Genomic DNA, 23,840 nt, shown 5'->3' on the forward strand with positions numbered 1-23,840 from the left:
ATGGTGGCAAGAAAGCCCAGGTTACGTTCAGCCTGAACAACAGCGAAATGAACGCCATCCACCTGGCCAAACTGTCGGACGCCAACACCAGCGCCGGCTGCCACGGCCGCTGCCGGCTGACGCAGATCGGCCACAAAGGTGCCGGCGCCCACCCGCCCCTCGATATAGCCCTCGGCGTAGAGCTGGTCGAAGGCGCGCGTCACGGTATTGCGCGAAATGCCCAGCAGGTCCGCCAGATCACGGCTGGCCGGCAGGCGCGTGCGCCCGGCCAGACGACCGTCGAGGATGCGCTCGCGCAGGGCCAGGTACAGCTGGCGCGACAGCCCCGCAGCAGGATCGAGGCGGATGCCGGACAGGTCGACCGGCAGTGGCGGCGTCTGGCGCATCAATTGGCACCCTTAAACTGGCTGAAAGTGGATCTTATAACAGACCAATCCTGCGCCTAGCATGGGGCCATTCCCAGCGAGGTAAACGCCATGTACCGACCCGCCGCCTTCCGGCAGGATGACCTGACCGCCCTGCACGACCAGATCGACAGCACCGGCCTGGCGCTGCTCACCAGCAACGGCCCCACCGACCTGCAGGCCAGCCATCTGCCGCTGCTGCTGGCGGCGGAAGAAGGAGAGTTTGGCACCCTCTACGGCCACTTCGCCCGCGCCAACCCGCACTGGCAGGACCTCGAAGGGCAGGAAGCGCTGGCGGTGTTCGCCGGCCCCGATGCCTACGTGCACCCCGGCTGGTACCCCGGCAAGGCCGAGCACGGGCAGGTGGTGCCGACCTGGAACTACATCGCCGTGCATGCCTGGGGGCAGGTCGAGACCTTCGACGATCCCGAGCGCCTGCGCGAACTGCTGACCCGCCTGACCGCCCGCCATGAAGCCGGCCGGCCCCGGCCCTGGGCGCTGGACGACGCCCCGGCCGAATACCTGGAGCGCATGCTGCGCGCCATCGTCGGTTTCGCCCTGCCCATCCGCCGCCTCGAAGGCCAGTGGAAGCTCTCGCAGAACCGCCAGCCCGCCGACCACGCCGGCGTGCGCGAAGGCCTGGCCGCCTCTGCCAACCCGCGCGACCGCGAGCTGGCCGCGCGGATGAACCCTCGATAATCAGTAAGGAGTAGTTGATGAACACTCTGGATATCCGCCCCATTTCCGCCGCCGACCACGCCGCCTGGCTGCCGCTGTGGCAGGGCTACCAGCGCTTCTATCAGGCCGAAATCCCGGCCGAAACCAGCGCCCTGACCTGGCAGCGTTTTCTCGACCCGGCCGAGCCCATGCACGCGGCGCTGGCCTGGCGCAACGGCGAGGCCGTGGGGCTGGTGCACTTCATCTACCACCGCAGCTGCTGGACACCGGGCAACTACTGCTACCTGCAGGACCTGTTCGTCGCCGAGGGCATTCGCGGCGGCAGCATCGGCCGCGCGCTGATCGAGCATGTGTATGCCGAGGCCGGCCGCGCCGGGGCCAGCCGCGTGCACTGGCTGACCCAGGAAACCAACTACCCGGGCCGCATGCTCTACGACCGCATCGCCGAGCGCTCCGGTTTTATCCAGTACCGCAAGCTGCTGCCATGAGCGCCGGGCTAAGCCAGTGGCAGCCACGCGATTTCCCGCCGCATGAGCCGCTGCAGGGCCGCTTTATCCGGCTGGAGCCGCTGGACGCCGCACGGCATGGCGACGACCTGTGGCCCGCGCTGCAGGGCCCGGACCCGGCCCTGTGGGACTATCTGCGCTACGGGCCCTTCACCACGCGCGCGGCCTTCGACGCCTGGCTGGCCGCCAATGCCGCCAGCCGTGATCCGCAGTTCTATGCCGTGGTGGATCAAAGCAGCGGTCGCGCCCTTGGCCTGCTCGCCTACCTGCGCATCACCCCGCAGGAAGGCTGTATCGAGATCGGCCATATCGCCTTCGGCGCCGCCCTGCAACGCACGCCGGGCGCCACCGAGGCGGTGTACCTGCTGGCACGCAATGCCTTCGACGGCCTCGGCTACCGCCGTCTGGAATGGAAATGCGATGCCCGCAATGCCCGCTCGCGGCGCGCCGCCGAGCGCTTCGGTTTCGCCTACGAAGGGCTGTTTCGTCAGCACATGATCGTCAAGGGCGAGAACCGTGACAGCGCCTGGTACTCCATCATCGACGGCGACTGGCCGGCCTGCCGCACGGCCTTCGAACGCTGGCTGGCGGTGGGCAACTTCGATGGCGAGGGGCGGCAGGTATGCAGGCTGGCGGCGCTGCGCGACTCAGCGGATTAGGCAGCGCCCCTCACTGAGCACCTCCAGCTCGCGCTCGCGCGGCCGGGTTTGTCCGTCGAAAACGGCCACCGGCGAACGCTCCGTGCGGGGCTGGAGGAAGTCCACCCGCACCAGCAACTGGTACTGCCGGTTGCGCGTGCGCACCTGCCGGGTGCCGGGGCAGTCGGGGAAGTAGTCGGTCACGTACACCGGCTCCTGCACGCAGTTGGCGTCGTCCAGATGCTCCTCGTAGCGTTCGGTGCCCGGGCGGTAGCTCTTGCGGTCGCACACCAGCCGCGCCACCTGTTTGCGGCAGTAGCCGGCCGTGGTGCAGTCCTCCCGGTTGTCGCGCTCGGTCAGCAGGCCACGCTCCTCGCGCCAGCTGGCACGGATGTCATAGGCCAGCCCGCTGTCCTGGCTGCGCAGGAGGAAGCCATTGCCGGCATAGGCTTCGCTCGCCACCGGGGTGCTGAAATCGACCCGCTCGTTGTACAGGCGCAGCCGCGACCACAGCCCGGGCTCGGCATCGAACACCAGATTCATATGCCCCTGGGTCAGGGTGACCTCTTCATTCAGGCGCAGAGCTTTGCCCCCCTCGGTGAACAGATAACCCTGCCCCTTGATCCCGCCGCAGCCGCCGAGCAGCAGCGCGGCCAGCAACAGAAGCGGCCCAGACAGAGCACGGAGAAGGGTTCGCTTGGGCATGTTCGGTATTCCAGTGGTGACAGCATTCATGTGGGGGTTACTCGATCTCGAACAGGCCGTTTTTCAGCGGCGCATCGGCCAGCCGCTGACGCACATCCTCGTCGATGCGCGGGTCGTCCGGGGCGTACAGGCGCACCTGGCGGTAGGCCTGCACGCGGTTGATCTCGGGCCCCAGGTACTCCCAGACCACGCGGGTGCAGGCCGGGTTGCGCCGGTCGCCGCTGGAGACGCCGGTCTTCAGGCCGTTGAGGCGGGTGATGACGCTCTTGTAGCTGGGAATGAGGATGGTCTGGCTCATCTCGTTGAGGGTGAGCGACTCGTAGTCGGTGAGGAACAGCCGGTCATGCAGAGCGAAGGCCGCGCCCAGGTAGCGGCAGCGCACCCAGTCCTCATCGGCACCCGACGCGGCCCGCTCCTGACGTTCCTGACGCTCGAAGAGGAATACCCCGTCTTCCTCCCACAGCTGGACCAGCGACAACAGCACGCAACCGGGCACAGACATGCAGTTGGAGTACTCGAAGTAGTAGCCGCAATAGCGGCGCAGGTCGCCGGTGTGCTCACGCAGCGGCTGCAGCAGCCGCTGCAGGGGGTCGCGTGCCGGCAGGCGGGCGGCTTCGCCGGCGCGGGCGCCGATCAGACGGGCAAACTGCTCCGGCGGCAGCGCCAGCTCGTAATCCTCAACGCCGAAGAAATCACCGATACGCTTGAGGTTGTAGGGCGTGGGCCGGCTCTGGCCGCTGAGGTATTTGTTGAACTGGGCGCGGTTGATCGCCAGTTGCCGGCACACCTCGGCAATCGAGCGGTAGTGGCTGCAGAGCAGCTTGAGGTTGTCGCCCAGGTGTTCCGTCATGGCACCGCTCCGGATGATGCGAGTGACGCGAGTCTAGCATCAACTCGCGCCAACTCGCCGCGACCTGCGAAATTGCCGGAACGCCGACCTTGTCCAACCATGCCAAGGTCACCCCGATCGGCACTGCCACCACTACAACAAGAGAGACATTCCGCCATGCTTGATCTACTCAATGACCTGCTCTGGAGCAAGGTCCTCATCGTCGCCCTGGTCGGTCTCGGCCTGTATTTCTCGATTGCCTCGCGCTTCGTGCAGTTCCGCTACTTCGGCAACATGTTCAGCATCTTCGCCGAGGCGTTCAAACGGCAGGATGGCCAGCTCAGCTCGTTCCAGGCGCTGATGCTTTCGGTGGCCGGGCGCGTGGGTGCCGGCAACATCGCCGGGGTGGCCGTGGCCATCATGCTCGGCGGGCCGGGCGCAGTGTTCTGGATGTGGCTGGTGGCACTGCTGGGCATGGCCACCAGCTATTTCGAGTGTTCGCTGGCGCAGCTGTTCAAGCGCCGTGAACCGGATGGCAGCTACCGCGGCGGTCCGGCCTTCTACATCCAGCACGGGCTGGGCCTGCGCTGGCTGGCGATCGTCTTCTCAATCCTGCTGCTGGTGACCTTCGGCTTCGGCTTCAACGCGGTTCAGTCCTACACCGTGGCCACCTCGCTGCATGACACCTTCGGCCTGCCCACCCATTTCAGCGGTATCGCTCTGGTAGTAGTCATCGGCCTGATCATCTTCGGCGGCATCAAGCGCATCGCCAGCATGGCCGACGTGCTGGTGCCGATCATGGCCTTCTCTTACATCGGCATGGCGCTGGTGGTGCTGGGCATGAATATCAGCGAAGTACCGGCGGCCCTCACTCTGATCGTCAAGAGCGCCTTCGGCCTGGAGCCGGCTTTCGCCGGCGGCATCGGCGCGGCCATCCTGATGGGCGTGAAGCGCGGCCTGTTCTCCAACGAGGCCGGCCTGGGCAGTGCGCCGAACGTGGCCGCCGTGGCCGAGGTGAAACACCCGGCGGCACAGGGCATCGTGCAATCGCTGAGTGTGTTCATCGACACCATTCTGGTGTGCACCAGCACCGCCCTGATCATTCTGCTGTCCGGTGTGTATCAGCCGGGTATGGAGCAGGCTGGCGTGGTGCTGACTCAGACGGCTCTGGCCGCCGAGGTGGGCGAGTGGGGGCGCGTGTTCGTCAGCATGGCCCTGCTGCTCTTCGTCTTCACCACCCTGGTGTACAACTACTACCTGGGCGAGAACGCGCTGGGCTTCTTCAGCAGCAAGCGCTGGCTGGTGCAGGTGTACCGCGTGCTGGTGATGGCCCTGGTGCTGTGGGGCTCGATGCAGGACCTGTCCACCGTGTTCGGTTTCGCCGATGTGACCATGGGCCTGCTGGCGCTGGTCAACCTGGTCGCCGTGTTCCTGCTGTTCAAGGTCGGCCTGCGCCTGATGCGCGATTACGACCGGCAGATCAGCGCCGGCGTGCAGAACCCGGTGCTGGACGCCAAGCAGTTTGCCGATCTCGACCTCGATCCACAGGTCTGGAATGGAGCCGCGGAGCAGACTCAACGCGAGCCGGCACCGGGCAACGCCCAGCTGCAACGCTGATAAGTCCAGCGTTATCAGAAGGGGGCCGAGCGCCCCCTTTTGTTCGTCCAATGCCCGCCGATTCCCCGTTACACTCGGCAAGCCACCGCTAACCCCTGGCGCCCGCGCCACACCGCCGATCAAGGACCCTTGTCATGCCCAGTCCGCATAAGCTGCTGATTCTCTACACCGGTGGCACCATCGGCATGCAGATGAGCGAGAACGGGCTGGTACCGGCCGGCGGTTTCGAAGCGCGCCTGCGTGCCGAGCAGCAGGCGAACCCCGAGCGTCCGGTGCCGCACTGGCTGTTCCGCGAGCTAAGCCCGCTGCTGGACAGCGCCAACATGACCCAGCGCCACTGGCTGGCCATGCGCACGGCCATCATCGAGGCGGTGGAGGAGGAAGGCTGCGATGCCGTCTTGCTGCTGCACGGCACCGATACCCTGGCCTACAGCGCGGCAGCCCTGAGCTTTCTCCTGCTTGGCCTGCAGATTCCGGTGGTGCTGACCGGTTCCATGCAGCCGGCGGGCGTGGCAGGCAGCGACGCCTGGCCCAATCTGTTCGGCGCCCTGGCTGCCCTGCAAGACGGGCTGCAGCCCGGTGTGCGGGTGTTCTTCAATGGTCAGCTGCTGCATGGCGCGCGGGTCAGCAAGGGCAAGAGCGAGGCCTTCGATGCCTTCAGCGAAGCCCTGCGACCACGTCATGGCCAGCACCTGGCTGCACTGCCGGCCAACCTTGACTACCTCCATCCGCGCCACGCGGTGAACCTCGCCGTGCTGCCGCTCTACCCCGGCCTGCAGGCCGCGCAACTGAACGCTCTGCTGACCAGTGGCGTGCAGGGGCTGCTGCTGGAGTGCTACGGCAGCGGCACCGGCCCTTCGGACAACTCCGAGATTCTCAACGCGCTGAGCGAAGCCCACGGGCGCGGCGTGGTGCTGGCGGCGATCAGTCAGTGTCCGCAGGGCCATGTGGAGTTCGGCGTGTATGCCGCCGGCAGCGCCCTGGCCCGGACCGGACTGGTCAGCGGCGGCGGCATGACCCGTGAGGCCGCGCTGGGCAAGCTGTTCGCCCTGCTCGGCGCCGGCCTCTGCCAGCAGGAATGCGAGCGCCTGTTCGCCCTCGACCTGTGCGGAGAGATGGCCGACATCATCCCCTGAGCACCACCCTGTGTGCGTGTAATTCCGGCCATTTCCAACCGGCTGAACCATCCTCCAGCACAAAGAATGGCCGGAATTATCCCTTTCTGGCCGCCTCTATCGTTCTCCTGAAGCACGTTGCAGCCCAAAAATGCGGCCACAGCAACGACGGAGAACCACCCGATGCTCACCTTCTACAGCGACGACCACCGCCTGCACCACGCTCAGGGCGAGATGGTCGGCGGTGAATTCAAACCCTGCTTCGAAATGCCTGCACGTGCCGATCATGTGCTTGCCCGGGTGCGCGAACGCAGCCTGGGCGAGGTGCTGGAGCCACAGGATTTCGGTCTGGCCCCCATCGCCCGTATCCACACTGCTGACTACCTGGACTCCTGCAGAAGGCCTGGGCCGGCTGGGCAGCTCAGGGCCACAGCGCCGACTTCGTGCCCGGCGTATTCCCGGCCCGTCACCTGCGCGCCAAGCGGCCGAACGACCTCTACGGCCAGTACGGTTTCCACAGCTTCGACTGCTTCGCCCCCATCACCGCGGGCACCTGGCAGGCGGCTTACACCTCGGCCCAGGTCGCCCTCAGCGGCCAACGTGAAATCGCCGCCGGCGCGCGCAGCGCGTTTGCCCTGTGCCGTCCGCCGGGCCACCATGCCAGCGCCGATGTCATGGGTGGCTACTGCTACCTGAACAACGTGGCCATCGTCGCCCAGGCCTGCCTCGATCAGGGCGCCAAGCGCGTGGCCATCCTCGATGTGGACTACCACCACGGCAACGGCACTCAGTCGATCTTCTACAACCGCGCCGACGTGCTGGTGGCCAACATCCACGGCTGCCCGAGCTTCGAGTACCCGCATTTCCTCGGCTATGCCGACGAAACCGGCGAAGGCGCTGGCGAGGGCTTCAACCTCAACCTGCCGCTGGCCGCCGGCAGCGCCTGGGATGTCTGGGGCGCCGCGCTGGAGACGGCCTGCCAGCGCATCGCCGCCTATGGTCCGGACGTGGTGCTGGTATCGCTCGGCGTCGACACCTACCAGAACGATCCGATCTCCAGTTTCAAACTGGACAGCCCCGACTACCTGCGCATGGGCGAACGCATCGCCACATTGGGCAAACCGACGTTGTTTGTGATGGAAGGCGGCTATGCGGTCGCAGAAATCGGCATCAATGCTGTGAACGTGCTCGAAGGTTTCCAGGGCCGCTAGGCCCTCACTCGGAGAACAACAAGATGAAGAAACTGCTTGCCACCACCCTCTGCGGACTCAGTCTTTACGGGGCCCTGGCCGGCGCCGTGCAGGCCGCCGACCATCCGCGCCAGCTGCGTGTGTACAACTGGGCCGACTACATGCTGCCCGAGGTGCCCAAGGCCTTTTCTGCCCGTACCGGCATTCAGGTGACCTGGGACGTGTTCGACACCAACGAAGCGCTGGAGGCCAAGCTGCTGACCGGCAACTCGGGCTATGACCTGGTGGTGCCCTCCAATACCTTCCTCGACACCCAGATCAAGGCCGGCGTGTTCCAGAAGCTGGACAAGTCCAAGCTGCCCAACTGGAAGAACCTCGACCCGGCGCTGCTCCAGCTGATGACCGCCAACGACCCCGGCAACCAGTACGCCGTGCCCTACATGTACGGCACCACCCTGATCGGCTTCAACCCGGACAAGGTCAAGGCGGCGCTGGGCGATAACGCCCCGGTGAACAGCTGGGACCTGATCTTCAAGGAAGAGAACATCGCCAAGCTGGCCCAGTGCGGGGTCACCCTGCTCGACTCACCCAACGAGATCCTGCCGATTGTGCTGGATTACCTGGGCCTCGATCCGAACAGCAAGAACCCGGCGGACTACAAGCAGGCCGAGGCGCTGCTGACCAAGATCCGCCCGCACATCCGCTACTTCCACTCGGCCAAGTACATGAACGACATCGCCAATGGCGAGATCTGTGTGGCGGTGGGCTACTCGGGCAGCTTCTACCAGTTCGCCAACCGCGCCAAGGAAGCGGGCAACGGCGTGGTGGTCGACTGGCGCCTGCCGAAAGAAGGCGCACCTCTGTGGTTCGACTCCTTCGTGATCCCGGCCAGCTCGCAGAACGTCGCCGAGGCCCATGAGTTCCTCGACAACCTGCTCGACCCCAAGGTCGTGGCACCGATCAGCGACTTCCTCGGCTACCCCAACCCCAACCTCGCGGCCATGCAGCAGGTCAGCCCGGCGATCCGTGATAACCCCAACCTGACCCCGACCGCCGAGGCGCGCCCCTCGCTCTATGTGCTGCAGCCGCTGCCGCGCAACATCGAGCGCATCCGCACCCGCCTGTGGACGGCCGTGCGCACCGGGACCTGAACCAGCCATCACATCGGGGCCGCAAAGGCCCCGATGCTGATCAGGCCGCGCCGCGGATGTACTGCTCCAGCGAGTGAATCAGGCCGTCCTGCTCGGCGAGGGTGGCCTTGATCAGGTCACCAATCGACAGCAGGCCAACCAGACGCTGCCCCTCTACCACCGGCAAATGACGCAGATGATGCTCAGTCATCAGCTCCATGCACTCGCGGATTCCCTGCCGGGCAACCACGGTCAGCACCGGCTTGCTCATCACCTCACGGACCAGGGTACCGATCGATGAACGCCCCATCAGGACACCTTTGCGGGCGTAGTCACGCTCGCTGAAGATGCCCACCAGGCGCCCCTGCTCATCGCACACCGGCAGGGCCCCGACGTTGTACTCGGCCATCAGCCACAGCGCATCGAGCACGGTAGCCTCCGGCGAGATGGTATGGACGGTCTGACTGGACTTGGTATGAAGCATCTGGGCTACGGTTTTCATCTGCGCTCCCCCGCGCAATAACAATCACGGGGCAAGCATTGGCCAGACTCAGTCTATTGAGCAAAGCAATCGATTAAATGAGGGCTATTGATAAAATCTTGATTCAGCGCTCGACAGGTACCTGACTGATTTCCTCAATCAGGCTGTCGGCGTAAGTGCCCCGGTAATGGCGAGCCAGGCTGCCATCACTCTTCATGACGTCCAGCGTGGCTTGCCAGCGGCGAACGGTGGCATCAGGCGTGGCCAGGGAAAAAGCGATATAGAGATCAAGACTGTCGATGGCGAGTACCTGCCGCAAGGTCAGGTCAGACCCGCTGACGATATTGTCCTTTTCAATGTCACTGGACAGCCACAGAGTTTCACGGCCCCGGCGCAGCATATCGAAGCATTGCTGCGACTTGGCAGGTCGGAACAGGTTGGTAAAACCGCGCTGCGCGAGCAGGTCGCCCTTGCCATCGCCAATATAGGTACAGATCGACTTGGCCTGCCGCGCCTGCGCAAGGTCGGCCAATGGCCTGGCCCGCTCCGCACGGTCATACAGCCCCCAGCGAATGCGCTTGATCGGCCCTACCCACTTGAACTGCGCCTCCCGCTCCGGGGTACGCGATGTCTCGAACAAGGCTACTGGCGACGAGGAGTTGCTGGCGATCTGATACGCGCGCATCCATGGCAGCAGCTCGATCTCGGCCGACTCGCCGGCACGCTGCAACAGCTAACGGACCATCTCAGCGGTAGGACCGGTAACGCGACCATCGGCAGCCAGATATTCACCCGGCGGCGAATGCTCGGTCAGCACACGCAAGGGTTCAGCCGCCTGCGCGCCCTGCAACAAAAGCCCTGCCAATACCGCCATCCAGCCAAGTTGCGCCATCCCGACACTCTCCCAGACTGCGGTCCCGTCTGCTGAGTGCAGACTAGCAGAGCGAGATCAGAAGCGCTCCGGCCGCAGCACCTCGACCTGCGCTAGGTAGCAGACCATGGCGTAGTTGGCGTAGTACTTGGCCTGCAGGTGCGAGGCAATGCGCTCGGCCACATCGCGGGCGCAGATGATCTCCACGCGGATATTGCCCTCGGTGTCCCAGCCGGCGCTGCGCACGCCGCGATTGCCGCGGCCACGGGCATCGGAAATGGTCCAGCCGGGCGCGCCCAGCTGTTCCAGATCGGCCACCAGTTTCTTCTCCAGCGCGGCCTCACAGATCACCGTGAGCAGGGTGCGTTGATGGATGCTCATGTCATAGCCCCCAGGCGATCAGTTGTTCGGCCAGCGCCAGATAGAGCGGGATGCCGACCAGAATGTTGAACGGAAAGGTGATGCCCAGCGAGGCGGTCAGCGACAGCGACGGATTGGCCTCGGGTACGGCCAGGCGCATGGCCGCCGGCACCGCGATATAGGAGGCCGAAGCCGCCAGGGTGGCGAGCATGGCGGTACCGCCCAGCGACAGCCCCATGGCCCGCGCCAGCAGCGCACCGATCAGGGCGCCGAGCAGCGGCATGCACAGGGCAAACACCGCCAGACGCACACCATGCTTTTTCAGCGCGCCCAGTTGCCCGGACGCAATCAGGCCCATCTCCAGCAGGAACAGCGCCAGCACCGGCTTGAACATGCTGGTGTACATGGGCTCGAGCGGTTTGATCGCCTCCTTGCCGGCAATGGCGCCGATCACCAGACCACCGAGCAGCAGCATGATCGACTTGCCGAGGAAGATCTCCCGGCCCAGCTCTTTCCAGTCGGTGTTGCGGCTCACGCCCTTGGCCAACAGGATGCCGACCAGAATCGCCGGAATTTCCAGAATGGCGACGAACAGCGGCATGTAGCTTTCGTATTCGATGGCCTTGCTGGCCATGTAGGCCACCACCACGGCGAAGGTACCGGCGCTCACCGAGCCATAGTGCGCCGCCACGGCAGCGGCGTTGACGCGGTCGAAGCGCAGGCCGCGCAGCAGGCCGAAGGCCAGCACCGGCAGCAGCACGCCAAGGCCCAGCACCAGCAGCGACTGGCCCAGCAGGGTCGGGCTGGCCTGCTCGGCCAGCTCCACACCGCCGTGCAGACCGATGGCCAGCAACAGGATGATCGACAGGGTTTCGTAGAGTGCCGGTGGCAGCTTCAGCTCACTTTTCATCAACCCGGCCAGCAAGCCGAAGATGAAGAACAGTACAACCGGATCAAGACCCATCACGCACTCCACAAAGAAATGAAAACCCTGCCCTCATGAGGCAGGGGCGGCGACCCGGATCGGTTCGATCCAGGCGTCGTGCAGCGGCGGTTGCCTATACACGCCCTCCGCCAGCCGGAGGGTGGGAAATGGCTTCACGATGCACGACGGGAAGATGCTGCAGCCGCTCCCTGGCGTCACATCGCAATGCTTACAAAACATGTCCGCCACCCTGACGGCGGCGGACATGGCTTTCATACCGGATCAGCCCTCGATCTCGATGAGCACTTCGCCCGGGTTGACGCGGTCGCCCTTAGCCACATGGATGGCCTTGACCTTACCGGCCAGCGGCGACGGCACTTCGGTTTCCATCTTCATCGCCTCGGTGACCAGCAGCGGCTGACCGGCCTTGACCACGTCGCCTTCCTTGACCAGCACATCGACGATATTGCCCGGCATGGTGGTGGCCACATCGCCCGGCGCGCTGGCCTGCTTGCGCTTGTTGCCGCCACCGGCGACGAACTGGTTGAGCGGCTCGAACACCACCTCTTCCGGCATGCCGTCGATGGCCAGGTAGAAGTGGCGCTTGCCGTCGGTCTTCACGCCCACGCCGGTAATGTCCACCCGGTAGGTTTCACCGTGCACGTCGATGACGAACTCGGTCGGCACACCTTCGCCCGGGGTCGGGCACATGCCGGCCACGTCGGGCACCGGCAGCAGGACTTCGGGCTTGAGGGTGCCGGCGGCACGCTCTTCGAGGAACTTGCGGCCGATGTCCGGGAACATGGCGTAGGTCAGCACGTCTTCTTCCGATTTGGCCAGCGCGCCGATTTCCTCGCGCAGCTTGGCCATTTCCGGCTTGAGCAGGTCGGCCGGGCGTACGTCGATCACTTCCTCGCTGCCGATGGCCTGAGCACGCAGCTGCTCATTGATGGTACCGGCGGCGCGGCCGTAGCGGCCCTGCAGATAGAGTTTCACCTCGTTGGTGATGGTCTTGTAGCGCTCGCCGGCCAGCACGTTGAACACGGCCTGGGTGCCGACGATCTGCGAGGTCGGCGTGACCAGCGGCGGGAAGCCGAGGTCTTCGCGCACCTTCGGAATCTCGGCGAACACTTCGTTGATGCGGTTGAGCGCGCCCTGCTCTTTGAGCTGGTTGGCCAGGTTGGACATCATGCCGCCCGGCACCTGATTGACCTGCACGCGGGTATCCACGCCGGTGAATTCGCTTTCGAACTGGTGGTACTTCTTGCGCACGTTGTAGAAGTACAGGCCGATCTCCTGAATCAGCTCCAGGTCCAGACCGGTGTCGTACTCACTGCCGCGCAGGGCGGCGACCATCGACTCGGTGCCGGCGTGGCTGGTGCCCCAGGCGAAGCTGGAGATGGCGGTGTCGATATGAGTCGCACCGGCCTCGATGGCCTTCATCTGGCACATGGACGCCAGACCGGCGGTGTCGTGGCTGTGGATGAAGATCGGCAGGCTCTGCTCAGCCTTCAGCGCCTTGACCAGCTCGAAGGTGGCGTAGGGGGTCAGCAGGCCGGCCATGTCCTTGATCGCCACCGAGTCGCAGCCCATGGCTTCCATCTGCTTGGCCTGATCAACGAAGGCCTGCACGGTGTGCACCGGGCTGGTGGTGTAGCAGAGCGTGCCCTGGGCGTGCTTGCCGGCGGCCTTCACCGCCTCGATGGACACGCGCAGGTTACGCACGTCGTTCATCGCGTCGAAGATGCGGAACACATCGATGCCATTGACCGCTGCCTTGGCTACAAAGGCGCGCACCACGTCGTCGCTGTAGTGACGGTAGCCGAGCAGGTTCTGCCCGCGCAGGAGCATCTGCAGGCGGGTGTTGGGCAGCGCCGCCTTGAGCAGACGCAGGCGCTCCCACGGGTCTTCCTTGAGGAAGCGCACGCAGGCGTCGAAGGTCGCGCCGCCCCAGACTTCCAGCGACCAGTAACCGACCTGATCGAGCTTGGGGCAGATCGGCAGCATGTCTTCGGTGCGCATGCGGGTGGCGATCAGCGACTGGTGGGCGTCACGCAGGATGGTGTCGGTCACATGAATCTTGTTCGGCATGGTTGTGCTCCTCACAGGCCGGCGTGGGCGGCAATGGCGGTGGCAATGGCCAGCGCCAGGTGGGACGGGTTGCGCTTGATCGAGTAGTCGAGCAGTTCCGGGTGGCTTTCAACGAAGCTGGTGTTGAACTCGCCGCTGCGGAACTCCGCGTTACGCAGGATTTCCTGGTAGTACGGCGCGGTGGTCTTCACGCCCTGCACGCGCATGTCGTCCAGCGCGCGCAGGCCACGGTCCAGCGCCTCTTCCCAGGTCAGCGCCCAGACGATCAGCTTCAGGCACATCGAGTCGTAGTACGGCGGGATGGTGTACCCGGTGTAGATCGCCGTGTCGGTACGCACGCCGGGGCCGCCGGGGGCGTAGTAGCGGGTGATCTTGCCGAACGAGGGCAGGAAGTTGTTCTTCGGGTCCTCGGCGTTGATGCGGAACTGCAGGGCATAGCCGCGGTGGATGATGTCTTCCTGCTTGACCGACAGCGGCAGGCCGGCGGCAATGCGGATCTGCTCACGGACGATATCCAGCCCGGTAATTTCCTCGGTGATGGTGTGCTCCACCTGCACCCGGGTGTTCATCTCCATGAAGTACACCTCGCCCTCGGCGAGCAGGAACTCCACAGTACCGGCGTTCTCGTAACCCACCGCCTTGGCCGCGCGCACGGCCAGATCGCCGATGTAGGCGCGCTGCTCGGGGGTCAGCTGCGGGCTGGGGGCGATCTCGATCAGCTTCTGGTTGCGGCGCTGGATCGAGCAGTCGCGCTCGAACAGGTGCACGGTATTGCCGAAGCTGTCGGCGAGAATCTGCGCCTCGATGTGCTTCGGATTGACGATGCATTTCTCCAGGAACACTTCCGCGCTGCCGAAGGCCTTGGTCGCCTCGGAGATCACCCGCGGGAAGGCCTGCTCCAGCTCCTCGCGGCTGTTGCAGCGGCGGATACCGCGACCGCCACCACCGGAGGTGGCCTTGAGCATCACCGGGTAGCCGATGCGGTCGCCTTCACGCAGGGCCTCGGCGATATCCGCCACATTGCCCTCGGTGCCCGGCGTCACCGGCACCCCGGCCTTGATCATGCTGCGCCGCGCCTCGGTCTTGTCGCCCATGCGGCGGATCACCTCGGCGCTCGGGCCGATGAACTTGATCCCGCGCTCGGCGCAGATCTCGGCCAGCTCGGCGTTTTCCGAGAGGAAGCCATAGCCCGGGTGCAGCGCGTCGCAGCCGGCTTCAACCGCCAGATTGACCAGCTTGCGCGGGTTCAGATAACCGGCCAGCGGCTCTTCGCTGATGCAATGCGCCTCGTCGGCACGCTTCACATGCAGGGCATGGCGGTCGGCTTCGGCATACACCGCCACCGAACGGATACCCATCTCGGCGCAGGCACGCACAATGCGCACCGCGATTTCGCCACGGTTGGCGATGAGGATTTTCTTGATCACGAGCTCTGGTCCTCGCTCATGTGAACAGAAGGCCGCCTGAAGGACGACACACGACCGCCGGGGCCCGGGCGGTACTGGTCATACCCTACTCCCGGCAGTGAGATAATCCAAAATCAATAATTATTGGGCTGGCCATTAGTAATGGCTAATATCCCAATCTTTCACACCGGTTGAGGATAGATGCTGATGCGCAAATCGCTGATGCGTATGACCCTGCGACAGCTTCAGGTATTCCGCGCTGTCTGCGACAGCCGCTCCTACAGCCGCGCCGCGGAGGAAATGGCCCTGACCCAGCCGGCCGTGAGCCTGCAGATCCGCCAGCTGGAAGAGCTGGTAGGGCAGCCGCTGTTCGACTACATCGGCAAGAAGCTCTACCTGACCCAGGCCGCCGAAGCCCTGCGGCGTGCCAGCAGCGATATCTTCCAGCGCCTGGAAAGCCTCGACATGCAGCTCTCCGAGATGCAGGGCTCGCTGCAGGGCCAGCTGACGCTGGCAGTGGAATCCAGCGCCAAGTACATCGTGCCGCACCTGTTCGCCGCCTTTCGCCAGCAGAACCCCGAGGTGATCCTCAACCTCAGCGTGGTCAACCGCGCTCAGGTGATCAAACGCCTGTCGGACAACCGCGACGATCTGGTGATCATGTCGCTGGTGCCACCGGACATGGCGCTGGAATTCCTGCCCTTTCTCAACAACCCGATTGTCGCCGTGGCGCCGCCCGGCCACCCGCTGGCACAGGCCGAAAGCCTGCGCCTGCAGGATCTGGAAAGCTATCCGCTGCTGGTGCGTGAGCGCGGCTCGGGCACGCGCAAGGCGTGCGAGGAATACTTCCAGCAGAAGCGCGTGCACTTTGCCGCCGCGCAGGAAGTCAGCTCACTGGAGGCGCTGCGCGAATGCGTGGTCGCCGGGCTGGGCATTGCCCTGCTGCCGCGTCACGCGGTGGGGCTGGAGCTGGCCGCCGGACTGCTCAGGGAGCTGCCGGTAGAAGAACTGCCGCTGTACCGCACCTGGTGCGCGGTACACGCCCGCGGCAAACGCCTGTCACCGGTGGCGCAGGCCTTCCTCGACTTCATCCGCACCGAACGGGCGCAGATCAGCGCCCTCAGCGAGCGCTTCGCGGGAAGGGCGCCAGAGCAATATTCAGGTAGTTAGCGGCGATCTGCTGCGGAATATCGTCGAACTCGCTCTCCAGACGACGCAGTTCGGCGCGGTCCTCGATGGCCCGGCGATACGCCATGCGGCGCTGGTCTTCCAGCTTGCGGCGGGTCTTGCTGTCGAGGATCGGTTCTTGATGATGCATGGACATCGCAGGTACTCCCCTTCGAGTGGCAGGAGCACCAGCATCCACCGCGCAGGTGACGCTTTGTCGACAGCGCCGTGAATAGCCCGTGACGCTGCGATGTCAGTCGTCGTGGCGCACGCTCTTGGGCGACAGACGCAGGCTGCGCAGGCTGCGCTTGACGCTCTTGAGGTGATTGACCAGATCCGGGCCACGGGCCATGGCCACACCCATGGCCAGCACGTCGATCACCACCAGATGGGCGATGCGCGAGCTGAGCGGGGTGTAGATATCGGTGTCTTCCTGCACATCGATGGCCAGATTGACCGTCGCCAGATCGGCCAGCGGGGTCTGCCCCGGACACAGGGTGATCAGCGTGGCACCGCTTTCACGCACCAGATTGGCGGTGATCAGCAGGTCCTTGGAGCGCCCCGACTGGGAGATGCAGATGGCCACATCGCCCGGCTGCAGGGTGACCGCCGACATCGCCTGCATGTGCGGGTCTGAGTAGGCCGCGGCCGACAGCAGCAGACGGAAGAACTTGTGCTGGGCATCGGCCGCCACCGCGCCGGAGGCACCGAAGCCATAGAAGTTGACCTGCTTGGCCGCCGCAATAGCCTGCACCGCGCACTCTACAGCGCTGGTGTCCAGATGCTCGCGCACCTCGATCAGGGTGTGCAGGGTGGCATCGAAGATCTTCAGGCTGACATCGGCCACCGAGTCGCCTTCGCTGATCGAGAACTGACCGAAGCTCGAACCCGAGGCCAGGCTCTGCGCCAGCTTGAGTTTGAGGTCCTGAAACCCGGCGCAGCCGATGGCACGGCAGAAGCGCACGATGGTCGGCTCGCTGACACCCACCTCGTGGGCCAGGTCGGCCATGGAGCTGTGCATCACCGCGGAAGGGTCGGCCAGCACATGCTCGGCGACCTTGAGTTCGGATTTGCGCAGCTCCTCACGGGACTGGGCGATATGCTGCAGAAGGTTCACGGGCGGGACTCGGTTATGATCGGCAAAGCCGGAATGTAGTTCTTATGTAGTTATACTACATGAAACCGTCAAGCAACCTCGAATTCCTTAGTACCGCGGGCCGGAAACGCGGTGGAGATGCTCGTGAATACGCCCCCTTGCGACATGCTGGTGCTCGGCGGCACCGGTGACCTGTCTCTGCACAAGCTGCTGCCGGCGCTCTATCACCTGCACCGCGAAGGTCGCCTGCCCGGCGACATGCGCATCCACACCGCCGCCCTCGACAGCCTCAGCCGTGACGCCTACCTGACCCTGGCCGAACGCAACTGCCGCGCCCAGGTGGCGCGCAGCGAATTCGACAACGACACCTGGCAGAGCTTTGCCGCGCGTATCGACTACTTCAGCATGGACCTCAGCCAGAGTGCCGACTTCAACCGTCTGGGCAAATGGCTGGGCGACGGCTGCCAGCGCGGACGCGTCTACTACCTGGCCACCGCGCCCGACCTCTTCGAGCCCATTGCCGAGCACCTGCACAACGCCGGCCTCGCCGGCCCGCACACGCGCATCGTGCTGGAAAAGCCGATCGGCCATTCGCTGGAATCCGCCCGCGAGATCAACCGCTCCATCGGCCGCGTGTTCGAGGAATCCCAGGTCTTCCGCATCGACCACTACCTGGGCAAGGAAACGGTGCAGAACCTCATGGCCCTGCGCTTTGCCAACGCCCTGTTCGAACCGGTCTGGCGCGCCGGCCACATCGATCACGTGCAGATCACCGTCAGCGAAACCCTCGGCGTGGAAAACCGTGGCGCCTACTACGACCACACCGGCGCCATGCGCGACATGCTGCAGAACCACCTGCTGCAACTGCTCTGCCTGGTGGCCATGGAAGCGCCGGTGCATTTCGACGCCGAATCGGTGCGCAACGAAAAGGTGAAGATCCTCCAGGCGCTCAAGCCGATCAGCGGCCTCGACGTGCAGGACAAGACCGTGCGCGGCCAGTACAGCGCCGGCCATATCGGCGGCCAGGAAGTGCCGGCCTACTACTTCGAGAAGAATGTCGATAACGACAGCGACACCGAAACCTTCGTCGCCGTGCAGGCCGAAATCGACAACTGGCGCTGGGCCGGCGTGCCCTTCTACCTGCGCACCGGCAAACGCATGGCGAGGAAATGCTCGGAAATCGTCATCCAGTTCAAGCCGGTGCCGCACCGCCTGTTCGACGGCAGCCAGGCCAACCGCCTGCTGATCCGCCTGCAGCCGGAGGAACGCATCAGCCTGCAGCTGATGGGCAAAAGCCCCGGCAAGGGCATGCGCCTGACACCCATGGAGCTGGACCTGAACCTGGCTCAGGTGTTCCCGCAGAAGCGCCGCTGGGATGCCTACGAGCGCCTGCTGCTGGACGTGATCGAGGGCGACTCGACCCTCTTTATGCGCCGCGACGAAGTGGAAGCCGCCTGGGCCTGGGTCGACCCCATTATCAAGGGCTGGGACAGCTACTACCCCAACTCGCGCCCCTACCCCGCCGGCAGCAACGGCCCGGAACAGGCCCAGAGCCTGCTGGAACTGGCCGGCCGCGAGTGGCATGACTGACGCCATGAACACTCAGCTACCGCTTCGCCACTTGCTACTGGCCCTGACTGTCGTAGCGGTATGGGGCACCAACTTCGTGGTGATCAAGCTAGCTCTCGGCCACCTGCCTCCACTGCTGTTCGCCGCCCTGCGCTTCACCCTCGCCGCCCTGCCGGCCGCGCTGTTCCTACCGCGCCCGGCGGTGTCCTGGGGCAATCTGGCCGCCTACGGACTGCTGATCGGTGTTGGCCAGTTCGGCGTGATGTTCATCGCCATGCACGGGCATATCTCACCCGGCCTGGCCTCGCTGGTGATCCAGTTGCAGGTGTTCTTCACCATCGGCTTGGCCATGTACTTCTCCGGTGAACGCCTGTTGCGCGCGCAGTGGCTGGCCCTGCTGCTGGCCAGCGGCGGCATCGGAATCATCGTCGCCCACACCGATGGCAGCACCAGCCTGCTGGGCCTGGGGCTGATGCTGCTGGCCGCACTATGCTGGGCTGGCGGCAATCTGGTGGCACGCCAGGCCGGGCGCATCAACATGCTGGCTTACGTCGTCTGGTCCAGTCTGTTTGCCGCTCCACCGCTGGCGCTGCTGTCTCTGCTGCTGGAGGGCGGGCCAGCAATCAGCCACGGCCTGCAGGCAGCAGATACCTGGACCTGGCTGGCGGTGGCCTGGCAGGCACTGGGCAATACCCTGTTCGGTTATGCAGCCTGGGCCTGGCTACTGGCCCGCCATCCGGCGGCCAGCATTACGCCGACTGCCCTGCTGGTGCCACTGTTCGGCATGGGCGGGGCAGCGCTGTGGCTGGGCGAGGCCCTGCCAGCCTGGAAGCTTGGCGCCGCAGCGCTGGTGATCGCGGGACTGGCGTTGAACCTGCTGTGGCCGCAGTTGCGCAACTATCTGCAGGCTCGTTGACGAGTTTGCCAGATAGGCTGAAAAAGCCTTGTAGGGCTGCTCATTTGACCCGCGCTGATCTGTGCTTACCTCTACAGGGTGCTGCTGATCAGCACGGCGGCACAGCCCCCGATGCGGGCCGCTATATTGCTCGGCGAGTTATGCCTCCGGCTAACCCGCCCTACGACCTTCACTCTGGGTAACGCCATGTCAGACGATTCGTTCAATGCCCGGCGGTTTTTCCTGAAGCTGGCCGCCAGCGCGGGGCTTACTGCGCTGGCGCTCCCCGGGTCAGCCCAGGCGTTCTTCGGCCGCGCCAAGGAGTTCGAGTGGCTGCCCTCCGAATGTGCGGACGAGCGCTACCCGATGCAGCTGATTAACGGCCTGCTCAAGAGCCCCGAGGGCGCGCTGATTGGGGTTCCTGCCGGCAAGATCATCAACAATGGCTGGGGCGAAATCGGTTCGCGGCGCCTGATCGGCCCCGCGCAGAAGCCGGTTCCGGAGAAGCTGGAACTGGCCTGGTTCTCCTACACCGAGGACAGGTTCTACGGAGGCGAGGTAGCGCTGCCCCATGCCCTGCTGACCCAGCTGTTCGAAGAGGGATTCACCATTCCGCTGACACAGGAACACGGCACCTGGCAGAAGATCATCGTGGGCATGGGGCTGGGTGGCTGGACCAGCATCTGGATGGCGGGCAGCGGCCTGGTGCGCGAGGTGGCCCGCGCCCGGCTTGAGCCGGTGGAAATGGACTGGTCAAGGGTTGTGGATAATCCGGCGATCCCGCGCCAGGAGTTCATCCGCTCGACCCTGACCAGGCGTCTCAGCCCGGATGCGCTCGCAACCCTCAGCAAAAACGGCCCGCCGGTGTCGTCGTGGCCGCGCTACACACAGCGCGAGCGCTGGCGCCTGGCCGTGGCAGAAGGCGTCACGCCTCAGTACCTGTTCTTGCGCGGCTTCAACGGTGAGCGCCAGTTCCATGATTTCACCCGCACGTCACCCGGCCTGTTCGACACGATCCCGAAGCACGTACAGATCGCCTACCGCAGCCCAAGCGGAAGTACCTTGCTGGCGGAGATCGGCTTCGATGAGAACGAAATATTCAGCGCCTTCGGGCAGGCCAAGGCTGCCGGAAGCACGCCCCCGACGCTGCACTTCAACCTGAAGTACCACTCGCGCATCGTCATCGCACTCGAAACGGCGGCGGGCCGGACTGCACTGCAGCATTCGCGGATACAGGTCGGGCGGTTAAGCCCGTAACGGCAAGAGAAATAAGAGCCTGCTGTGCACGCATTCAGGCTTAGTCATAAACCCATTGTTCATGCCCTACCAAATCCGTTAACGCTGCTAAGGCAATGGAGAATGCCCCGATGACCGTAACCCCTCACACTGAACCGGGCCTAGCCCGGCGATTCCTCCGCTCGCCGCCAGTACGCGTGCTGCTGCTCGGCTTCATCCTGCTACTCATGATGGGGATGAATCAGGATGTGATGACCAGCTATGCCAGCGAACCGGTGAAAGCGGTACAGCACATTGTCGCGCTGGCCATCGCCGGCTTTGCGGTGTATCTCGGCTATGCCCACTTCATCGAGCAACGAGCTGCCTCGGAGCTCGCCTTACCGGGCATGGGTCGTGAACTCGGTATCGGCCTGGTCATCGGTGCAGGTCTTTACGCCACCTGTGAACTTGTTCTGATGGCCATGGGCATCTACCGCATCGATGGCCTGAACCCCTTGAGCTTCATGATCCCGGCGATTGCCATGGCACTAGCCTCCGGCATCTTCGAAGAGTTGCTGTTCCGCGGAGTACTGTTCGGCGCGGTCGAGAGCTGGTTCGGCAGCTGGGCGGCTCTGGTGGTGTCTTCGCTGGTGTTTGGCCTGACCCATTTGATGAACCCTGAGGCCACGCTTGAGGGCGCGCTGTTTATCGCCGTGGAAGCGGGCATCCTGCTAGCCGCTGCTTACATGCTGACGCGCCGGCTGTGGCTGAGCATGGGTTTTCATGTCGCCTGGAACTACACCCAGTCGGCCATATTTTCCAGCATCGTCTCTGGCAATGAGGCCGCATCTGGCCTGATCAGATCGACCATTGATGGTCCCGACTATCTGACAGGGGGTAACTTTGGCGTTGAGTCGTCGGTACTCGCGCTGGTCGTATGCACCGCAACAGGCATCGCAATGGCGGTCATGGCAGCCAAGCGCGGAAAAATCGTACCGCCAATATGGAAACGCGCGATCTGACTCAGGGCCTCCAGCCTTGTGGGGCGTGGCTTGGCGCGGGCCGATAGATCGCTCGGCGGGTTACGCCTCCGGCTAACCCGCCCTACGATCTGGGTGCAACCTCGGCGCGAAACTGCAGCACCCTTTCTACAATCGCCTGCGCTGTTTGCTCGATATCCTGTTCGGTGGCCTGTTTGTCCAGAGCAAACTTGGCGACCGCAACATAGGGATTGCGGGTGACGATAGCGCCGGGCAATTTGCTCGGGTCCTTGGCCGTTCCGAGATACAGAAACGGACTGATGGGTGGCGCCAGGCTCAGGTCGCTCACCTGCAGCTGGATGTCCATGCGACTGGCATGACGACCAAAGCCAATCACCGCTCGGCCGATCCGGCTGCCCTCTCCCACTTCGGTGAACATACCCTGTACCAACCAACTCGGCTGTGGCATCGATATGCCCGGCTGCCAGCGTGAAGCAGGCAGTCCCTGCTGCGAGAACTGCCGGATCAGCTCATCGGTCATCTGCGTGACGATGCGGGCGGCCTGCTGCTGGGGCGAATCTTTGCCTGGCAAAGCCTTGACGCGTTCGGCCAATCGTCCGAGCACCGGTCTGTCGGCAGAGTCGGATGTCGCGGCAGCATCCAGAGAAAAATCAGCGATGTAGATACGTGACGGCTCAATGGCCAGCGCCGCGCCAGAGGACCGCTGAGTGCTGATATCCACACCACCCAGCAGCGACCGTTCGCCAGCAACCAGCACGCCACTGCCGAGTGCCAGCAACATCACCAGGCATTGCCTCAACGTACGGGTAACGCGGAGTGGTTCAACGCAATGGAACAGGCGATTGTGCTGGATCATCGATGGCTCACTCAGGGCAAACTACGACCGATTCTAGCGAACCCTCTGAGCAACCACGATCCGCAAGCGCAAGACACCCGGAAGGCAAGTAGATGCAATCAACCCTTAGTCGCCTCGCGGAACTCGCACTACCTTCAAATTTATGGCCTCGCCTTAAATGACGTATCAATCAAGCCATCCACTTTTCAGGTAGGAAAAGCCGATGTTGAAATTTCGTATCTTTCTCGCAGTTACCTGGCTGACGCTCATGGGCTACACCGCCGTCGTGATCTCACATCACGGTTTGGGACTACTCCCAATCTTCTTCGGTGATATGGCGGCTATGACCTGGCCTGGCCAGTTCAACCTTGATTTCTTGCTTATGCTGTCGCTGTCAGCATTATGGGTTTCTTGGCGACATCAGTTCTCAGCAGGCGGCTTGGCTCTGGGCATGCTCGCGTTCTTCGGCGGAGCCTCTTTCCTTATGGCCTATCTGTTCATTCTGAGCATTCAGACCAAAGGCGATATGAAGGGTGTCCTGCTTGGAGCACGCGCCTGACAAGCCATCCAAACGCCCAGTACAGAGAAACTGCGCATCTGCAGACCTGGCCTCTAGAGGACTGACCATGCACTATCTTGTGTCAACGATGCTGATCGTGGTCGCTGTGATTCACTTGCTGCCGCTGACCGGCGCACTCGGAAGCGAAAGGCTTGCAGCTCTGTATGGCCTGTCCTTCACCGAGCCAAATCTCGCCATTCTTATGCGCCATCGCGCAGTGCTCTTCGGTCTGCTCGGCGCGTTTCTGCTGCTCGCTGCTTTCCGTCCTGCGCTACAGGCAATTGCGTTCATAGCCGGATTTGTAAGTGTCTTGTCATTCCTTTGGCTTGCTTGGTCAACAGGCGGTTACAACGCTCAGATTGCACGCGTTTTTACCGCAGATATTGTTGCCCTGATCTGCCTGTTAATCGGTGGAGCGGCGTATCTGTATGTTCAATTCGGTGCTGAATCCTGAGCAGCAAACGAGGACCATTTGCGCGAGAAGATACGTATTGCCCCCAGATAAGGGATCGGACAGCCAATCTCCTTAACCACAACACAGAGATCCCCCCACACAT

Annotated in this window: 25 protein-coding genes and 3 pseudogenes; 15 read left to right on the plus strand and 13 right to left on the minus strand. The window is 64.0% G+C overall.

The features are described 5' to 3' along the window. A pseudogene (locus CK486_RS18345) lies at positions 1 to 95 on the plus strand (hypothetical protein); the annotation flags it as partial. On the opposite strand, the pseudogene CK486_RS15505 reads toward CK486_RS18345, so the two are convergent. Continuing rightward, positions 93 to 386: pseudogene (locus CK486_RS15505) on the minus strand (GntR family transcriptional regulator); the annotation flags it as partial. The pseudogenes CK486_RS18345 and CK486_RS15505 sit on opposite strands and share 3 nt — an antisense overlap. 90 nt (positions 387 to 476) lie before the next feature. Between CK486_RS15505 and CK486_RS15510 the strand changes: the two are divergent. From CK486_RS15510 to CK486_RS15520, 3 genes are read left to right on the plus strand one after another with little or no spacing between them, the layout of a single operon-like run. Further along, positions 477 to 1,103, plus strand: a complete 627-nt coding sequence (locus tag CK486_RS15510; RefSeq protein WP_095941220.1) for an FMN-binding negative transcriptional regulator — start codon at positions 477 to 479, stop codon at positions 1,101 to 1,103. 17 nt (positions 1,104 to 1,120) lie between these two features. After that, positions 1,121 to 1,570: a GNAT family N-acetyltransferase gene (locus CK486_RS15515; RefSeq protein WP_095941221.1), complete on the plus strand. Its 450-nt coding sequence runs from the start codon at positions 1,121 to 1,123 to the stop codon at positions 1,568 to 1,570. Further along, positions 1,567 to 2,247, plus strand: coding sequence for a GNAT family N-acetyltransferase (locus tag CK486_RS15520; RefSeq protein ID WP_095941222.1), 681 nt, complete (start codon positions 1,567 to 1,569; stop codon positions 2,245 to 2,247). The genes CK486_RS15515 and CK486_RS15520 overlap by 4 nt, the downstream gene beginning before the upstream one ends. Here the strand turns inward: CK486_RS15520 and CK486_RS15525 are convergent. Together CK486_RS15525 and CK486_RS15530 are read right to left on the minus strand one after the other, a co-directional pair. Further along, positions 2,236 to 2,931 carry a hypothetical protein gene (locus tag CK486_RS15525; RefSeq protein ID WP_095941223.1) on the minus strand — a complete coding sequence of 232 codons (696 nt, stop codon included), beginning with the start codon at positions 2,929 to 2,931 and terminating at the stop codon, positions 2,236 to 2,238. The genes CK486_RS15520 and CK486_RS15525 overlap by 12 nt on opposite strands. A gap of 37 nt (positions 2,932 to 2,968) precedes the next feature. Further along, positions 2,969 to 3,781 (minus strand): helix-turn-helix transcriptional regulator, encoded by an 813-nt coding sequence (locus CK486_RS15530; protein WP_095941224.1) that lies wholly within the window; start codon positions 3,779 to 3,781, stop codon positions 2,969 to 2,971. Positions 3,782 to 3,937: 156 nt separating this feature from the next. Between CK486_RS15530 and CK486_RS15535 the strand changes: the two genes are divergently transcribed. From CK486_RS15535 to CK486_RS15550, 4 genes and pseudogenes are all read left to right on the plus strand, one after another. Beyond that, complete coding sequence (locus CK486_RS15535) at positions 3,938 to 5,377, plus strand: sodium:alanine symporter family protein (RefSeq protein ID WP_095941225.1); 1,440 nt, start codon at positions 3,938 to 3,940, stop codon at positions 5,375 to 5,377. Between the two features lie 134 nt (positions 5,378 to 5,511). Beyond that, complete coding sequence (locus CK486_RS15540) at positions 5,512 to 6,513, plus strand: asparaginase (protein ID WP_095941226.1); 1,002 nt, start codon at positions 5,512 to 5,514, stop codon at positions 6,511 to 6,513. Between the two features lie 162 nt (positions 6,514 to 6,675). After that, positions 6,676 to 7,703 (plus strand): annotated as a pseudogene (locus CK486_RS15545) (histone deacetylase family protein). A gap of 23 nt (positions 7,704 to 7,726) precedes the next feature. Beyond that, positions 7,727 to 8,833, plus strand: coding sequence for a polyamine ABC transporter substrate-binding protein (locus CK486_RS15550; protein ID WP_095941227.1), 1,107 nt, complete (start codon positions 7,727 to 7,729; stop codon positions 8,831 to 8,833). Between the two features lie 40 nt (positions 8,834 to 8,873). Here CK486_RS15550 and CK486_RS15555 read toward each other — a convergent pair whose 3' ends face one another. The 7 genes from CK486_RS15555 to CK486_RS15585 all read right to left on the minus strand — a co-directional run bounded on the left by CK486_RS15555 (position 8,874) and on the right by CK486_RS15585 (position 14,967). Beyond that, positions 8,874 to 9,314 carry a CBS domain-containing protein gene (locus CK486_RS15555; protein ID WP_095941228.1) on the minus strand — a complete coding sequence of 147 codons (441 nt, stop codon included), beginning with the start codon at positions 9,312 to 9,314 and terminating at the stop codon, positions 8,874 to 8,876. A gap of 103 nt (positions 9,315 to 9,417) precedes the next feature. Continuing rightward, entirely contained in the window at positions 9,418 to 10,023 is a 606-nt protein-coding gene (locus CK486_RS15560; RefSeq protein WP_095941229.1) for an ABC transporter substrate-binding protein, read from the minus strand. A gap of 3 nt (positions 10,024 to 10,026) precedes the next feature. Further along, positions 10,027 to 10,185, minus strand: a complete 159-nt coding sequence (locus CK486_RS18120) for a hypothetical protein (protein WP_176481729.1) — start codon at positions 10,183 to 10,185, stop codon at positions 10,027 to 10,029. Between the two features lie 57 nt (positions 10,186 to 10,242). Beyond that, on the minus strand, positions 10,243 to 10,545 hold the full coding sequence (locus CK486_RS15565) for a DUF3240 family protein (protein WP_095941230.1): 303 nt from the start codon (positions 10,543 to 10,545) through the stop codon (positions 10,243 to 10,245). Between the two features lies 1 nt (position 10,546). Then, on the minus strand, positions 10,547 to 11,488 hold the full coding sequence (locus CK486_RS15570) for a sodium-dependent bicarbonate transport family permease (protein ID WP_095941231.1): 942 nt from the start codon (positions 11,486 to 11,488) through the stop codon (positions 10,547 to 10,549). 243 nt (positions 11,489 to 11,731) lie between these two features. After that, a complete protein-coding gene (oadA, locus tag CK486_RS15580) occupies positions 11,732 to 13,540 on the minus strand; it encodes a sodium-extruding oxaloacetate decarboxylase subunit alpha (RefSeq protein ID WP_095941233.1) in 1,809 nt (602 codons plus the stop codon). Between the two features lie 11 nt (positions 13,541 to 13,551). After that, positions 13,552 to 14,967, minus strand: a complete 1,416-nt coding sequence (locus CK486_RS15585; RefSeq protein WP_095941234.1) for an acetyl-CoA carboxylase biotin carboxylase subunit — start codon at positions 14,965 to 14,967, stop codon at positions 13,552 to 13,554. Between the two features lie 201 nt (positions 14,968 to 15,168). On the opposite strand from CK486_RS15585, the gene CK486_RS15590 reads away from it, so the two are divergent. Further along, complete coding sequence (locus tag CK486_RS15590) at positions 15,169 to 16,116, plus strand: LysR family transcriptional regulator (RefSeq protein ID WP_176481732.1); 948 nt, start codon at positions 15,169 to 15,171, stop codon at positions 16,114 to 16,116. Here CK486_RS15590 and CK486_RS15595 read toward each other — a convergent pair. Both CK486_RS15595 and hexR read right to left on the minus strand, forming a co-directional pair. Further along, positions 16,067 to 16,270 carry a PA3496 family putative envelope integrity protein gene (locus tag CK486_RS15595; protein ID WP_095941235.1) on the minus strand — a complete coding sequence of 68 codons (204 nt, stop codon included), beginning with the start codon at positions 16,268 to 16,270 and terminating at the stop codon, positions 16,067 to 16,069. The genes CK486_RS15590 and CK486_RS15595 overlap by 50 nt on opposite strands. 96 nt (positions 16,271 to 16,366) lie before the next feature. Then, on the minus strand, positions 16,367 to 17,230 hold the full coding sequence (gene hexR / locus CK486_RS15600; protein WP_095941236.1) for a transcriptional regulator HexR: 864 nt from the start codon (positions 17,228 to 17,230) through the stop codon (positions 16,367 to 16,369). 144 nt (positions 17,231 to 17,374) lie between these two features. Between hexR and zwf the strand changes: the two genes are divergently transcribed. The 4 genes from zwf to CK486_RS15620 all read left to right on the plus strand — a co-directional run bounded on the left by zwf (position 17,375) and on the right by CK486_RS15620 (position 21,910). After that, positions 17,375 to 18,799: a glucose-6-phosphate dehydrogenase gene (zwf, locus tag CK486_RS15605; RefSeq protein WP_371915509.1), complete on the plus strand. Its 1,425-nt coding sequence runs from the start codon at positions 17,375 to 17,377 to the stop codon at positions 18,797 to 18,799. 4 nt (positions 18,800 to 18,803) lie between these two features. Next, positions 18,804 to 19,694, plus strand: a complete 891-nt coding sequence (locus CK486_RS15610; protein WP_095941271.1) for an EamA family transporter — start codon at positions 18,804 to 18,806, stop codon at positions 19,692 to 19,694. A 186-nt stretch (positions 19,695 to 19,880) separates the two neighbouring features. Next, positions 19,881 to 20,930 carry a DUF2931 family protein gene (locus tag CK486_RS15615; protein ID WP_176481730.1) on the plus strand — a complete coding sequence of 350 codons (1,050 nt, stop codon included), beginning with the start codon at positions 19,881 to 19,883 and terminating at the stop codon, positions 20,928 to 20,930. Between the two features lie 110 nt (positions 20,931 to 21,040). Then, complete coding sequence (locus CK486_RS15620) at positions 21,041 to 21,910, plus strand: CPBP family intramembrane glutamic endopeptidase (RefSeq protein WP_095941239.1); 870 nt, start codon at positions 21,041 to 21,043, stop codon at positions 21,908 to 21,910. A gap of 82 nt (positions 21,911 to 21,992) precedes the next feature. On the opposite strand, the gene CK486_RS15625 is transcribed toward CK486_RS15620, so the two are convergent. After that, positions 21,993 to 22,745: a DUF4410 domain-containing protein gene (locus CK486_RS15625; protein WP_095941240.1), complete on the minus strand. Its 753-nt coding sequence runs from the start codon at positions 22,743 to 22,745 to the stop codon at positions 21,993 to 21,995. Between the two features lie 202 nt (positions 22,746 to 22,947). Here CK486_RS15625 and CK486_RS15630 point away from each other — a divergent pair, with 202 nt between their 5' ends. Beyond that, entirely contained in the window at positions 22,948 to 23,283 is a 336-nt protein-coding gene (locus CK486_RS15630) for a hypothetical protein (protein ID WP_095941241.1), read from the plus strand. Positions 23,284 to 23,350: 67 nt separating this feature from the next. Next, the gene (locus CK486_RS15635) at positions 23,351 to 23,737 is read left to right on the plus strand and encodes a phosphopantetheine adenylyltransferase (RefSeq protein WP_095941242.1); all 387 of its coding nucleotides are present in this window, start codon (positions 23,351 to 23,353) and stop codon (positions 23,735 to 23,737) included. Positions 23,738 to 23,840 lie beyond the last annotated feature (103 nt).

The sequence above is a fragment of the Pseudomonas sp. HAR-UPW-AIA-41 genome, assembly GCF_002304225.1.
GTDB lineage: Bacteria > Pseudomonadota > Gammaproteobacteria > Pseudomonadales > Pseudomonadaceae > Aquipseudomonas.

Excerpts from the sequence above, each read along its gene's own strand:
- CK486_RS15510 (WP_095941220.1), top strand. The coding sequence starts at position 477 with ATGTACCGACCCGCCGCCTTCCGGCAGGATGACCTGACCGCCCTGCAC.
- CK486_RS15565 (WP_095941230.1), bottom strand. The coding sequence starts at position 10,545 with ATGAGCATCCATCAACGCACCCTGCTCACGGTGATCTGTGAGGCCGCG.
- CK486_RS15520 (WP_095941222.1), top strand. The coding sequence starts at position 1,567 with ATGAGCGCCGGGCTAAGCCAGTGGCAGCCACGCGATTTCCCGCCGCAT.
- CK486_RS15610 (WP_095941271.1), top strand. The coding sequence starts at position 18,804 with ATGAACACTCAGCTACCGCTTCGCCACTTGCTACTGGCCCTGACTGTC.
- CK486_RS15515 (WP_095941221.1), top strand. The coding sequence starts at position 1,121 with ATGAACACTCTGGATATCCGCCCCATTTCCGCCGCCGACCACGCCGCC.
- CK486_RS15540 (WP_095941226.1), top strand. The coding sequence starts at position 5,512 with ATGCCCAGTCCGCATAAGCTGCTGATTCTCTACACCGGTGGCACCATC.
- CK486_RS15595 (WP_095941235.1), bottom strand. The coding sequence starts at position 16,270 with ATGTCCATGCATCATCAAGAACCGATCCTCGACAGCAAGACCCGCCGC.
- CK486_RS15535 (WP_095941225.1), top strand. The coding sequence starts at position 3,938 with ATGCTTGATCTACTCAATGACCTGCTCTGGAGCAAGGTCCTCATCGTC.
- CK486_RS15625 (WP_095941240.1), bottom strand. The coding sequence starts at position 22,745 with ATGATCCAGCACAATCGCCTGTTCCATTGCGTTGAACCACTCCGCGTT.
- oadA (WP_095941233.1), bottom strand. The coding sequence starts at position 13,540 with ATGCCGAACAAGATTCATGTGACCGACACCATCCTGCGTGACGCCCAC.
- CK486_RS15615 (WP_176481730.1), top strand. The coding sequence starts at position 19,881 with ATGTCAGACGATTCGTTCAATGCCCGGCGGTTTTTCCTGAAGCTGGCC.
- CK486_RS15525 (WP_095941223.1), bottom strand. The coding sequence starts at position 2,931 with ATGCCCAAGCGAACCCTTCTCCGTGCTCTGTCTGGGCCGCTTCTGTTG.
- CK486_RS15590 (WP_176481732.1), top strand. The coding sequence starts at position 15,169 with ATGCGTATGACCCTGCGACAGCTTCAGGTATTCCGCGCTGTCTGCGAC.
- CK486_RS15570 (WP_095941231.1), bottom strand. The coding sequence starts at position 11,488 with ATGGGTCTTGATCCGGTTGTACTGTTCTTCATCTTCGGCTTGCTGGCC.
- CK486_RS15530 (WP_095941224.1), bottom strand. The coding sequence starts at position 3,781 with ATGACGGAACACCTGGGCGACAACCTCAAGCTGCTCTGCAGCCACTAC.
- CK486_RS15620 (WP_095941239.1), top strand. The coding sequence starts at position 21,041 with ATGACCGTAACCCCTCACACTGAACCGGGCCTAGCCCGGCGATTCCTC.
- CK486_RS15550 (WP_095941227.1), top strand. The coding sequence starts at position 7,727 with ATGAAGAAACTGCTTGCCACCACCCTCTGCGGACTCAGTCTTTACGGG.
- CK486_RS15635 (WP_095941242.1), top strand. The coding sequence starts at position 23,351 with ATGCACTATCTTGTGTCAACGATGCTGATCGTGGTCGCTGTGATTCAC.
- zwf (WP_371915509.1), top strand. The coding sequence starts at position 17,375 with ATGCTGGTGCTCGGCGGCACCGGTGACCTGTCTCTGCACAAGCTGCTG.
- CK486_RS15555 (WP_095941228.1), bottom strand. The coding sequence starts at position 9,314 with ATGAAAACCGTAGCCCAGATGCTTCATACCAAGTCCAGTCAGACCGTC.
- CK486_RS15630 (WP_095941241.1), top strand. The coding sequence starts at position 22,948 with ATGTTGAAATTTCGTATCTTTCTCGCAGTTACCTGGCTGACGCTCATG.
- CK486_RS18120 (WP_176481729.1), bottom strand. The coding sequence starts at position 10,185 with ATGGCGCAACTTGGCTGGATGGCGGTATTGGCAGGGCTTTTGTTGCAG.